Origin of the sequence: Nonomuraea sp. NPDC050478, assembly GCF_044458265.1 — a bacterium.
In the GTDB taxonomy this organism is placed as follows: domain Bacteria; phylum Actinomycetota; class Actinomycetes; order Streptosporangiales; family Streptosporangiaceae; genus Nonomuraea; species Nonomuraea ferruginea.
The window spans coordinates 1,237,979-1,249,580 of sequence record NZ_JBITHT010000003.1; the positions used below are offsets into that span (position 1 = coordinate 1,237,979).

Genomic DNA, 11,602 nt, shown 5'->3' on the forward strand with positions numbered 1-11,602 from the left:
GGCTTTCGCTTAGTTATTGCGACTTTACGGGGCGACTTCTCGTCCGGCCCATGGCCCGCTGCTGGCACATTGTTGCCGCCATTACTTGCCATCGCGCGAGGCCTTGACCGGGGCGCTTCCCGTCCGCGATGAATAACGAGCGGAGAAAGCCGGTTCGAGGAGAGCACATGTCGGTCGAGGCACCCCTGAGTCACGGCCAGCTCTTCAGCTGGCGCGAGATCGAGCGCTACCCGCCGGGCTGGGGTCACGAGGCGAACCTGCCGTCGACGTGGGACCTGCGCGGCCTGTCCCCCGCGCTGGTGGACCGGGCACTCGAACGCCTCGTCCGGCGGCACGAGACGCTGCGCACCACCTACCACCTGCGCGACGGCCTGCCGGTGCAGCGCGTCCACGAGGAGGTGCGGCTGCCCGTCGAGCGGGTGGACCGCCAGGTCGCCGACCCCACCGAGCACGAGCGGGTCAAGCTGGAGCGGCTGGCGATCCCGTTCCCGATGACCGGCGACCTGAACTGGCGCGCGCTGATGGTCACCTACCGGGGCGCGCCGATGTACCTCAGCCTGACCTTCTCGCACCTGATCGTCGACGTGTGGTCGATCCATCACCTTCAGGACCAGTTCAAGGCCCTGGTGGCGGGCTCCGGCGCCGCCGTCGAGACCGGCTTCACCCCGCGCGAGCTGGCGCGCAGGCAGCGGGAGGAGTCGTGGCGGCCCAGGCAGGCCGCCTCCGAGCGCTACTGGCGCGACGTGCTGGCCGGCGGCCTCACGGACCGGCTGCCGACGCTGCCGGCGCGTACCGAGAAGGAGCGGCTGGAGCTGACGCTGACCTCCCGCCGCCTGGGCGGGCTGGCCGCGCAGGCGGGCAGGACGCACGGCGTCACCCCGCCGGCCGTGATCATGGCCTTCGTGGCCGCGGGCCTGGCCCGCCATCTCGACACCGACCGGGTCACGATGAGCCTGATGTCGTCCAACCGGTTCGCCCAGGAGGACCAGCACAACATCGGCACGATGAACCAGCTCATCCCCTTCGTCACCGCCGTGGACCGCGGCGCCACGCTCGCCGAGCACATCAAGCGCCTGCACTGGGCCGGCGCCAAGGCCTACCGCCACTCCTGCTACGACTTCGACCAGGTCACGGCGATGGCCGCGCGGGCCGGGGAGGACCCCGGTCACGACTGCTGGGTCAACCACCTGTTCCGTGCCTGGTTCAACTACGTCCAGGTGGACCGGCGCCCCGCCGACCCCGCCGACCAGACGCCCGCGACGCTGCGGTGGACGCCGCTGGCCCAGAGCTACGGGCAGGCGTTCCGGGTCCGCGTCGAGGTGGACGACGGCGAGACCCGCGTGCTGATGCTGGCCGACCCCGACGTCCTGCCCCCGGAGGCGATGGTCGACATCATGCGGACGCTGGCGCTCGGCCTGCAGCTCGCGGTGACCGACCCCGCCCGGGTGCTGAAGGACCTGTGGAGCGGGCACGGCTGGGACCTCCCGGAGGCGCTGTTCCCCCGCGAGCTGCCCGAGCGGGCGGCGCGCGCGAGCTGACCGACGATCGGAGACACCCGTGGCACGCACCCTGTACCAGTGGTTCGCCGGTTCCGCGGCGCGGTACGGCGACCGGATCGCGCTGGAGACCGGCGGCGTCCGTCTCACCTACGCCGAGCTGGACGCGCTGTCCGCGCGCCTGGCGGCGGAGCTGGTCCGCGCCTGCGACGGCCCTCCTGCCAGGGCCGGCCTGTACGCGGCGCGCACCCCGCTCGCCTTCGCCGGCTACCTGGCGATCCAGCGGCTCGGCGCCACCACGGTGCCGCTGAACCCGGCCGTGCCCGGCGCGCGCAACCGCACCGTGGCCGCCACCGCCGGGCTCGACGTGGTGCTGGCCGACGCGACGGCGCACCCGCCGCCGGAGCTGCCCGCCCCCGTGCTGTCGCTGGACACCGACGGCCTGGCCGCTCCCCTGACGGCCGCGGGTGCGGCCGATCCGGACGGTCTCGCGTACGTGCTGTTCACCTCGGGCTCGACCGGCACGCCCAAAGGCGTGCCGGTGCGGCACCGGAGCGTCGACGCCTATCTCTCGCACGTCGTCCCGCGGTACGGGCTGGGTCCCGGTTGCCGGGTCTCCCAGACCTTCGACCTGACCTTCGACCTGTCCGTCTTCGACATGTTCGCCACCTGGGGCGGCGGCGCGACGCTGGTCGTCCCCGGCAGGTACGACCTGCTCAAGCCGGTCGCGTTCGTGAACAGGGAACGGCTGACCCACTGGTTCTCGGTGCCCTCGGTGGTGTCGCTGGCCATGCGGCTGCGCCGCCTGACGCCGGCCGCCATGCCGTCGCTGCGCTGGAGCCTGTTCTGCGGGGAGCCGCTGTCGCTGCGGCAGGCCGCCGCGTGGCAGGCGGCGGCGCCGGAGAGCGTGCTGGAGAACCTGTACGGCCCGACCGAGCTGACCATCAGCTGCACCCAGTACCGGCTGCCCGCCGACCCGGCCGGCTGGCCGCGCACGGCCAACGGCACCGTGCCCATCGGCCTGCCGTACCCGGGGGTCGAGCACGTGCTGCTCGACGGCGACGGGCGGCCCGCGGCGGAGGGCGAGCTGTGCCTGCGCGGGGTGCAGCGCTTCCCCGGCTACGCCGACCCGGCCGACGACGCCGGCCGGTTCACCTCGTTCGACGGGGTACGCGCCCGCGACGGCGAGCCGGTGACCGGGGAGTCCTGGTACCGGACCGGCGACCGGGTCGCCTGGCGGGACGGCCTGCTGGTGCACCTCGGCCGGCTGGACCAGCAGGTGAAGATCTCCGGCCACCGGGTGGAGCTGGGCGAGATCGAGGCGACGCTGCGCGGCCTGCCGGGCGTGCACGAGGCCGTCGTCGTCGCGTTGCCGGGGGCGGACGGGGAGCTCGAACTGGAGGCGGCCTGCACCGGTCACGGGCTGGACGCGGTGGCCCTGGCCAAGGGGGTCGCCGCGGTGCTGCCCGGGTACATGGTGCCGCGCTCGGTCACCGTACTGGGGGAACTCCCGCTCAACGCGAACGGCAAGGTGGATCGGCGTGCGGTGGCGGGCGCCCTGCGCGGCTGAAGGGAGGCCTCACGGGCCGCGGGTCACCAGCGGCGACAGGGCCTCCCACAGCGAGCCCACGGTGGCGAACGTCCTCTCGTCCAGGATCTCGTCGGGCACCTGGACGCCGTAGGCGTCCTCGATGTCCACGATCAGCCGCACCACGCCCATCGAGTCGAGACCGAGGCCGGCCAGGTCGTCGAAGCCCGACAGCGCCCCCGAGTCGGCGAAGGGCAAATGCGACCGCAGAATATTCTGGAAATCGTGAGGTATTTCAAAAATCGCCATCGGGACCTCACAAATAAAGTCTGCTCGTATCGATTCTCGACGTCTCACGCGGCACCGGTCAAGGCGGCGGGCCGGCCCGCCACTGGCAGGTAGTGGCGGTCTGTTCCGGCCAGTGGCGACGGGTTGTCATACGCGTCCCGGCGGCGAATTCTCAATCATGTCGGCCTGTCCCTCACATGCGCGGCGGTGGAGGTCCCAATTGTCCGCTGTCAAGTCCGCGAACCTCTGCTGGGGGCATCGCTACATGTGGCTGAGGATTCACCAGCTGCCGCCCCGGCACCAGCCCGAGTCGCACATCCTGCTGCGCTTCTCCATACCGCCGAGCCTCACGGTGGCCCACTGCCGGGCGATGCTCACCTCCCTGACCCGCCGGCACGAGGCGCTGCGCACCACCTTCCACGCCGACGGCGGCCCGCGGCAGCGGGTGCACGCCCCCGGCCCCTGGCCCATCGTCCAGGCGAGCGTGGAGCGGGACGGCACGCCCAGCCCGGCCGAGGTGGTCGAGGACCTGACGGGCAGGCCGTTCGACCTGGCCGCCGAGTGGCCGATCCGCGCCTGCGTCATCACCTCCGGGGGTGCTCCCAAGCAGGTCGTCGTGGTCTTCAACCACCTGGCCGTCGACATGTGGACGCTGGAGAGGATCGAGCAGGAGCTGTGGGCGCAGGCGCAGGGCATCGCCTCCCGCCGCCCCGCCTCCCTGCCGCCGGTGCGGCACCAGCCCGCGGACCTGGCCCGCTGGGAGGCGTCGGCCGAGGCCGCCGCCCTGGCCGCCGAGGCGCTGGCGTACTGGGAGAAGCAGGTAGCGCTGCTCCCCGCCGACCCGTTCGCCACCCGCCGCACGCCGGAGCCGCCAGAAGAGGCCCGCTACGCGACGCCGACTTCGCCTTCGGCCGCCCGGCACGCGCCGCAGGAGGCTCGGCACGCGACGTTGACGTCGCCGTCGCTGTTGGAGGCCGGGCGGCGGATCGCCATCCGGCACAAGGTGTGGCCGTCGGCGGTGCACCTGGCCGCTCACACCGCCCTGCTGGCCGCCTACACCGGCCAGGGCGCGGTCGGGCAGCTCGCCTTCGCGGGCAACCGCGGGTCGCACGCCTACCAGGACGTGCTGACCTGCATGTTCTCCCCGATGCTGATGCGGGTGGACTGCTCCGACGACCCGCCGTTCAGCGAGCTGGTGCGGCGGGTGGCCGCCGAGAGCGAGCAGGCCGCCCGTCACGCGTACGTGCCCTATGACGAGGTCGTCGAGCTGGTGTCCCGCGAGGGCTCCCGGCGCGGCGTGCCGGTACGGCTGGGCTCGGAGGTCAACTTCCTCAACCAGCGCACCCTGGTCTACAAGGGCAGGCGCACCACGTTCACCTGGAACCGGGCGCCGGAGGCGTGGTCGCACTACGGCGCGGACACGTACATGCGGATCGACGAGTGGCGCGACGCGGTCGTGCTCGCGCTCCAGGCGGCATCCTCGATCATGGACGCGGCCGCCGTGGAGGCGTTCCTGCGCGGCCACGAGGCCCTGGTGCTCGCCCACGACGACCCGTCCACCGACCTGCGCGTCAGCGAGGTGGCCGCGCTGGCCGGCTTCACCCCGCCCAGCGCGTCACCGTACGCGACCGGGCCGGCCACCGAGGTCTCTCCTGAGGCAGTGGCGGAGCTGGTGCGGGCGGTGTCCGAGGTGCACGGGCTCGGCCGCGTCGACCCGTCGGACAGCTACGTCCTCGCCGGGGGCCGAGTCCTGCGAGCGCCCGAGGTGCTGGCCCGCCTCCGCGAACACGGCTGGGCGGGCCTGACGCCGCGCGCGCTGGCCGAGCCCACGCCCCTGGCGACTCTGGCCGGCCTGCTGGCCCCGGTACGCCCCGCCGAGCCCTTACTCCCGACCCACCAGAAACTCGGAGTGTAAAGATCATGGGTAACGTTCTCAGCGACCGGGTGACCAAGACTCACCGGCTCGTGGCATCAGAACAGGAGCTCCGCGAGGCGATCGGCCACGAACTGGCCGGCCAGGACCTCGGCGAGCCGGTCATCATGGGCGGCCACTTCATGCTCTTCGAGGACGACGCCACCGGCCGCCTCGTCCCCGGCGTCATCGAGGAGCAGCACGACGAGACCATGCGCCGCCGCGTCGCCGGCCGCGTGGGGATCTTCCCCGGCTACACCTGGCGCCTCGCGGCGGACCTGGCCAGGCCCTACGTCGAGTCCGGCGTCGGAGCCCGGCTGCTGCTGCTGATCAACGACTGGCAGTACGTGCCCAGGACGGGCCGTCCGGCCTCCGAGCTGCGCGCGGAGTTCTTCGAGGGGTTCACCGGGCTGCCCGCCGGATACCGCGACGACCTGGCCGCCGCGGGCCTGTCCGAGGACCTCGTCCTGCCCAGCCGCAAGCACCCGCTCGCCTTCCCCGAGACCTGGCTGAAGTACCGCTTCCAGAAGGCGGCCGACAAGTTCGTCAAGCAGGGCCTGCTGGAGAAGCGGTTCCTCGGCGCCGACGAGCCGGAGGAGGGCGTCCGGGACACCGAGGTGGCGTTCGTCGACGCCGACGGCAACTACCGCACGCTGATCAGCTGCGGCGTGACCGGCTGCGCCGGCGAGATCACCGAGATGATCGCCGAGGTGCACCGGGCCGGCCACCGCACGATCCTGATCTTCGCGCCGGGTGAGTGCCTGATGCCGGTGCAGACCGGCGTGGAGATCGCGCTGAGCCTGTACGGCCTGCGCGGCATGCGGGTGGTCATCGCCGACCCCGGCGGCAGCGGTGAGATGTCCGAGGACGAGATCTACGGCAACCTCGTCTCGGTCAGCACCTTCAGGAGCTGATCATCATGAAGGTCATCTACCTGGACAACTGCGCCACGACCCGTGTCGACGACGAGGTGGTCGACGCGATGCTGCCCTTCCTGCGGGAGGACTTCGGCAACCCGTCGTCCCCGCACCTGCTGGGCAAGCGCGCCCGGCGGGCCGTGGACGGCGCCACCGAGTCGGTCGCCCGGCTCATCGGCGCGGACCCCGCGGACCTCGTGTTCACCTCCGGCGCGACCGAGAGCAACAACCTCGCGCTGCTCGGCATGTTCGGCCACGAGGACCGCGCCCCGGTCAACGCCGCCGTCTGCCCCACCGACCACAAGTCCTCGCTGTCGATCGGCCGCGCGCTGGCCGGGCGCGGCCTGGACGTCAGGACGATGCGGGTGCGCCCGGACGGCCGGGTCGACCTCGGCCACCTGGCGGGCCTGCTCGACCCGTTCTCCCGGGTGGCCACCGCCTCCTGGGTCAACAGCGAGATCGGCACCGTCCAGCCCGTCCGTTCGATGGCCGCGCTCTGCCACGAGGCCGGCGCCATGCTGCACGTGGACGGCGCCCAGGCGGCGGGCCGGATCCCGGTCGACGTCCGGGAGGCCGGGATCGACACCATGTCGATGTCGGGGCACAAGATCCGCGGTCCCAAGGGCGTCGGCGCGCTGTACGTGCGCCCGGAGATCCGGCACCGGCTGCGGCCCGTGCTGTTCGGCGGCGGGCAGTACGCGCTGCGCAGCGGCACGATCCCGACCCACCTCGTGGTGGGCATGGGCAAGGCGTGCGAGCTGGCGTCGGCCGGGATGGCCGCCGGGACGCGGCGGGTGCGCGAGCTGCGCGCGACGGCGCTGGAGATGCTCATGACCGGCTTCCCCTGCGTCCGCGTGAACGGCGACCCGGACGGCGGCGTCCCCCACGTGCTGAACGTCGTGCTGCCCGGCGTGCGCGGCGAGAGCCTGGTGTCGAGCCTGCGCTCGGTGGCGCTGTCGACCGGTTCGGCGTGCAACTCCGGCTCCCAGGAGCCGTCCCACGTCCTGACGGCCATCGGCCTGGACGCGGAAAACGCCAACAGCTCCGTGCGGATCTGCCTGGATTCCCGGCTGCCCGCCGAGGACCTCGTACGGGGCCTCGAACTGGTCCTGGAGCGGGCCCGCGCGCTCGCCGACGTGGTCGTGGCACTGGACGGGCCCCGCAGATAGGAAGAGACCGTCCGTCCGCCGCGTTCCCGGGAACGCGGCGGACGGGACGTCAACCGGCGGCCCCGAGGTATCTCCTGGCGGCCTGCACCCCGGCCTGGAACCTGCTGGTCGCGTCCAGGTCGCGCATCAGCGAGGCGATGTGCCTGCGGCAGCTGCGCACCGACATGCCGAGCTTCCTGGCCACGACCTCGTCGGTGTAGCCCTTGGCCATCAGCGCCGCGATGGCCTGCTGCAGGTCGTCGGCCACGTTGGCGTAGCCGACCTCGACGCCCTCCAGCGGGGTGGCGGTCTCCCACAGGTGGTTGAAGAGGTCCAGCAGGAACTGCGCGATGCCGTGGTTGTGCACCCGGGCGACGCTCGCCTCCCCGTCGTCCTCCACGCCGAACATGACGACCAGCGCCCGGTCGAAGACGACCGCCGACCTGGGGACGTGGCTGACGGTGAAGACCGCCGCGCCGGCGTCCGTCAGCCGCTTCAGGAGCATCCGGGTGGACACGTCGGCCCGGTTGCGGTGCTGGCAGATGAGGCGCACCGTCACCCCTCTGGCCAGCAGCGTCAGATACATCTGTGACAGGTCCTCGACGTCGCCGCCACCGGCCTGCATCGCCAGCACCTCGTCGCGGCAGGCGTCGCCGGCCGTCTTCAGGAAGCCGCGCACCTCCATGGCCCCCACGAGATACTCCACCGCGCCGGCCGCCGAACCTCGGCCGGCGCCGGCGTACTCCGACTGCAACGCCCCCATCCGCTCGCGGATCTGGTCGATCAGCTCGCGGCGCTGGTAGATCTCCCGCTCCACCGAGGAAACCAGGGAGGCGGCGGCCAGCTCGGGGTCCACCGGCACGAACCGTACGCCCTCGCTGTCGTCGACCCTGAGCAGCCGGCTCTCCACCAGGTTCGCCACCGCCTCGCGCACGTCGCGGACGGTCAAGCCGAGATCTTCCGCGGCCACCTCGACGGCCTCGATCACGCCCTTGCGGGAGGCGTAGCGGTACACGTCGGTCACCAGATCGCCGAAGGCGGGCGATCTGCCCGGGAACAATGTCGTCACACTCATCGATCGGTCTTCCTCTCACCTGTTCATGAACTGCTCGGCCACCGAGATGACGTACTGGCCGTAGGTGGACTTCTCGAGTTCGACGCCGAGCCGATGACAGGCCTCGGCGTCGATGTAGCCCATACGGAGAGCGATCTCCTCCAGGCACGCGATGCGCACTCCCTGCCGGCGTTCCAGTAGCTGGACGTACTGGCCCGCCTGCAGCAGCGAGTCGGGGGTCCCGGCGTCGAGCCAGGCGAAGCCGCGGCCGAGGTCGACCAGCTTCGCCCTCCCCTGTTCCAGGTAGGCGCGGTTGACGTCGGTGATCTCCAGCTCGCCGCGCGCCGACGGGGTGAGGTTCTTGGCGATGTCCACGACATCGCCGTCATAGAGGTAGAGGCCGACGATCGCCCGGTTGGACCTGGGCCGCTCCGGCTTCTCCTCGATGGACAGCAGCCGGCCGCCGGCGTCGGTCTCGGCGATCCCGTACCGGTGCGGGTCGTGTACCGGGTAGCCGAACAGCACGCAGCCGTCGACGGCGCGGCACTCCTCGCGCAGCAGCTCCTGGAAGTTGTAGCCGTGGAAGACGTTGTCGCCGAGGATGAGCGCGACCGGCTCGCCGCCCAGGTGGTCGGCGCCGAGCACGAGCGCCTCGGCGATCCCGTTGGGCTCCGCCTGCTCGGCGTAGGTGAGGCGGAGGCCGAGCCGGGAGCCGTCGCCGAGGAGCCGGCGGACCTGCGGCAGGTCCTGCGGCGTGGAGATCAGCAGGATGTCGCGGATCCCGGCCAGCATCAGCACCGACAGCGGGAAGTAGATCAGCGGCTTGTCGTTGACGGGCAGGAGCTGCTTGGAGACCGCCAGCGTCGCGGGCAGCAGCCGCGTGCCGCGCCCCCCGGCGAGCAGTATCCCCTTCATGCGAACCATCCCCTCCCGGCGTTCAGGTGACCCGGGTGCGCCGGTCGAACAGGACCAGGGAGCCGCCCAGCAGCAGGACGGCCATCCCGGCGAGCACGGCCACCTCGGTCAGGACCGCGCCGAGCCCGGTGCCCGGCCGGGTGAGCGTGAGCAGCGCGTCCATGCCCCAGGCGTGCGGGAAGGCGTGGCCGATGGCGTTGATGACCTCGCCCGAGGCCTCGCGCGGCCACAGGCAGCCGCCCAGCATGCCCAGCACGACGCCGAGCGGCGGGCCGATCGCGGGCGCCTGGTCGGGCGAGCGCAGCAGCGTGCCCACCAGGATCGCGGCGCCGGTGGCGACCAGCGCGAACACGCCCACGACGACGGCCACGGCGAGCGGGTCGCCCCACGAGACGCCGAACGCCAGCGAGCTCACCACCATGATCAGCACGGCCTGGGCGGCGGCCACCAGGAACCTGCTCACCGCCTCGCCGAACAGCACCGACCGCTGCCGCACGGGGGCGGTGAGCGCCCGCTGCAGCATGCCCAGCCTGCGGCTCTCCACCAGCGCCGCGGCGACCGCCATGGAGTTGATGAAGGTGAACAGCAGCAGGTTGGCCGGGGCGGTGTAGGCGAAGCCGCGCGGGTCGCCGCCGGTCGTGGCGGAGTCGTTCACCGAGACCCGGCCGGCCTCGGCCTGGGCCTGCCGCACGTACTCGGCGGCCTCGGTCTCGGTGGCGCCCGCGGCGGTCGCCGCCCTGGTGGCCTCCAGCACGGCGGCCACCCGGCTCACCGAGACGTCCACCGCGCCGCGCGCGGCCATCCCGCTGCCGTTGGTCCCGGTCATGACCAGCTCCAGCCGGGTCGAGCCGGAGGGGACGACCAGGCCCGCCGCCAGCGATCCCTCCCGTACGCCGGAGCGCAGGTCGGCGGCGTCGTCCATGGGGATCACCGTCAGGTCCGGATGGCGGCGCAGCTCGGCCAGCACGGCGGTGGTGACCGGGTCCGAGCCCTCGGCGACGACGCCGACGGGCAGCCGGTCGGAGCCGGCGGTGCCACCGCCGAGCGCCATCCCGACGAACGCGATGGACACGAACGGCATGATCACCATGAAGAACAGGCCGACCCGGTCGCGCGTGAGGCGTCGCAGGTTGGCGGCCACGAGCGCCGCCACCGGCCGCGGGCGTCCGCTCATAGCAGCAGTCCCTTCCTGAAGCCGGCGACGGCCGTCCCGCCCGCCGCCAGCGCGATGGTGCACAGCACGCCGATCGGGCCGGCCACCGCGCCGACGGAACCCGCCGCGCCCGCGCCCGCCAGCTCGGTCAGCGCCGTGGAGGTCCAGCCGTTCGGGGTGAGCAGCGCCACCGCGCGCAGCGGCTCGGGAAGGTCGTAGAGCGGGACCAGGCTGCCGCCGAAGAACGCCGCCACGAACGAGACGACCATGATCACCCCGTCGGCCTGCGCGTCGGTCCGCACCCGGCTGGCCACCAGCATGGTGATCGCGGCGGTGGCCAGCACGTGCGCGACCAGCACCGCGAACACCGCGACCGGATCCCCCCAGGTGGTGCCGAAGATGAGCGTGGAGGAGGCCCAGCAGACGCAGACGCTGACCACGCCCAGCCCGAACCCGACGACTCCCTTGCCGGCGACCGGCACCCACGCCGCGACCGGACCGGCCCGTATCCGGTCCAGGGTGCCGAGCTTGCGCTCGGTCAGCAGGCCGCGGAACGAGGCGCCCACCACGAAGAAGGCGAACAGCGCCGCCATGCCGGAGCCGTAGTAGACCGACAGGTCCACCTTGCCGCCGGAGAGCGGGTCCTCGGCCAGGGTGAGCGCGGGACCCGCGGCCCCGTTCCGCTCCACCAGCTCCTTGACCCGCTCGCCGGGCACTCCGGCGAGCAGGACCGCGTGCACGGCGAGGGTCCTGGCGTCCACCACCGCCGAGATCCGGTCCACGACGGCGCCCGCGACCACCCCGGCCAGCGGCGACTCCGGCGAGGTGAGCACCGCGACGTCGCCACCGCGCCCGGCCCCCACGCTCTGGCTGAACCCGGCGGGGAACACGATGGCCGAGCCGATCTCCCCGGCGTCCAGCGCCCGCCGCGCCTGCTCCTCGCCGGGCAGGTCGCGCAGGGTCACCGCCCCCTCCAGCTCCTCCGAGGCCAGCACCTCGCGGCGCACCGAGGCGGGGAACTCGCCGTGGTCCAGGTCCACGAAGCCGACCGTGGCGCGCAGCGGCGGATCGTCGCCGCCGAGCGCCAGGCCGAACAGGGTGGCCAGCGTCACCGGCACGATCACCGCGATGACGATCGCGGTGCCGTCGCGCAGCCGGGTGCGCAGTTCGAGTGCGCTCACCGTGAGCATC

Annotated in this window: 10 protein-coding genes; 5 read left to right on the forward strand and 5 right to left on the reverse strand. The window is 72.7% G+C overall.

Annotated elements, in window-relative coordinates; all coding sequences use genetic code 11:
- Positions 1-167: 167 nt before the first annotated feature.
- Together ACIBF7_RS19800 and ACIBF7_RS19805 are read left to right on the forward strand one after the other, a co-directional pair.
- Complete coding sequence (locus tag ACIBF7_RS19800) at positions 168-1,538, forward strand: condensation domain-containing protein (RefSeq protein ID WP_271279649.1); 1,371 nt, start codon at positions 168-170, stop codon at positions 1,536-1,538.
- Between the two features lie 19 nt (positions 1,539-1,557).
- Positions 1,558-3,066, forward strand: coding sequence for an amino acid adenylation domain-containing protein (locus ACIBF7_RS19805; RefSeq protein ID WP_271279648.1), 1,509 nt, complete (start codon positions 1,558-1,560; stop codon positions 3,064-3,066).
- Positions 3,067-3,075: 9 nt separating this feature from the next.
- On the opposite strand, the gene ACIBF7_RS19810 is transcribed toward ACIBF7_RS19805, so the two are convergent.
- The gene (locus tag ACIBF7_RS19810; RefSeq protein WP_222708855.1) at positions 3,076-3,282 is read right to left on the reverse strand and encodes a phosphopantetheine-binding protein; all 207 of its coding nucleotides are present in this window, start codon (positions 3,280-3,282) and stop codon (positions 3,076-3,078) included.
- 295 nt (positions 3,283-3,577) lie between these two features.
- Between ACIBF7_RS19810 and ACIBF7_RS19815 the strand changes: the two genes are divergently transcribed.
- The 3 genes from ACIBF7_RS19815 to ACIBF7_RS19825 are packed head-to-tail and all read left to right on the forward strand — an operon-like array spanning position 3,578 to position 7,310.
- Positions 3,578-5,227, forward strand: coding sequence for a condensation domain-containing protein (locus ACIBF7_RS19815; protein ID WP_397197766.1), 1,650 nt, complete (start codon positions 3,578-3,580; stop codon positions 5,225-5,227).
- A 5-nt stretch (positions 5,228-5,232) separates the two neighbouring features.
- Positions 5,233-6,138, forward strand: a complete 906-nt coding sequence (locus ACIBF7_RS19820) for an LPD16 domain-containing protein (protein ID WP_271279646.1) — start codon at positions 5,233-5,235, stop codon at positions 6,136-6,138.
- A gap of 5 nt (positions 6,139-6,143) precedes the next feature.
- Positions 6,144-7,310, forward strand: coding sequence for a cysteine desulfurase family protein (locus tag ACIBF7_RS19825; protein ID WP_397197767.1), 1,167 nt, complete (start codon positions 6,144-6,146; stop codon positions 7,308-7,310).
- Positions 7,311-7,359: 49 nt separating this feature from the next.
- Here ACIBF7_RS19825 and ACIBF7_RS19830 read toward each other — a convergent pair whose 3' ends face one another.
- The 4 genes from ACIBF7_RS19830 to ACIBF7_RS19845 are packed head-to-tail and all read right to left on the reverse strand — an operon-like array spanning position 7,360 to position 11,592.
- Positions 7,360-8,364 carry a hypothetical protein gene (locus tag ACIBF7_RS19830; RefSeq protein WP_148030036.1) on the reverse strand — a complete coding sequence of 335 codons (1,005 nt, stop codon included), beginning with the start codon at positions 8,362-8,364 and terminating at the stop codon, positions 7,360-7,362.
- Positions 8,365-8,379: 15 nt separating this feature from the next.
- Positions 8,380-9,258 carry a glucose-1-phosphate thymidylyltransferase RfbA gene (gene rfbA / locus ACIBF7_RS19835; protein ID WP_364236620.1) on the reverse strand — a complete coding sequence of 293 codons (879 nt, stop codon included), beginning with the start codon at positions 9,256-9,258 and terminating at the stop codon, positions 8,380-8,382.
- A 22-nt stretch (positions 9,259-9,280) separates the two neighbouring features.
- On the reverse strand, positions 9,281-10,432 hold the full coding sequence (locus tag ACIBF7_RS19840) for an ABC transporter permease (protein WP_364236617.1): 1,152 nt from the start codon (positions 10,430-10,432) through the stop codon (positions 9,281-9,283).
- Positions 10,429-11,592, reverse strand: a complete 1,164-nt coding sequence (locus tag ACIBF7_RS19845) for an ABC transporter permease (protein WP_397197768.1) — start codon at positions 11,590-11,592, stop codon at positions 10,429-10,431. The genes ACIBF7_RS19840 and ACIBF7_RS19845 overlap by 4 nt, the downstream gene beginning before the upstream one ends.
- Positions 11,593-11,602: the final 10 nt, after the last annotated feature.

Excerpts from the sequence above, each read along its gene's own strand:
- ACIBF7_RS19800 (WP_271279649.1), top strand. The coding sequence starts at position 168 with ATGTCGGTCGAGGCACCCCTGAGTCACGGCCAGCTCTTCAGCTGGCGC.
- ACIBF7_RS19815 (WP_397197766.1), top strand. The coding sequence starts at position 3,578 with ATGTGGCTGAGGATTCACCAGCTGCCGCCCCGGCACCAGCCCGAGTCG.
- ACIBF7_RS19820 (WP_271279646.1), top strand. The coding sequence starts at position 5,233 with ATGGGTAACGTTCTCAGCGACCGGGTGACCAAGACTCACCGGCTCGTG.
- ACIBF7_RS19825 (WP_397197767.1), top strand. The coding sequence starts at position 6,144 with ATGAAGGTCATCTACCTGGACAACTGCGCCACGACCCGTGTCGACGAC.
- ACIBF7_RS19830 (WP_148030036.1), bottom strand. The coding sequence starts at position 8,364 with ATGAGTGTGACGACATTGTTCCCGGGCAGATCGCCCGCCTTCGGCGAT.
- rfbA (WP_364236620.1), bottom strand. The coding sequence starts at position 9,258 with ATGAAGGGGATACTGCTCGCCGGGGGGCGCGGCACGCGGCTGCTGCCC.
- ACIBF7_RS19840 (WP_364236617.1), bottom strand. The coding sequence starts at position 10,432 with ATGAGCGGACGCCCGCGGCCGGTGGCGGCGCTCGTGGCCGCCAACCTG.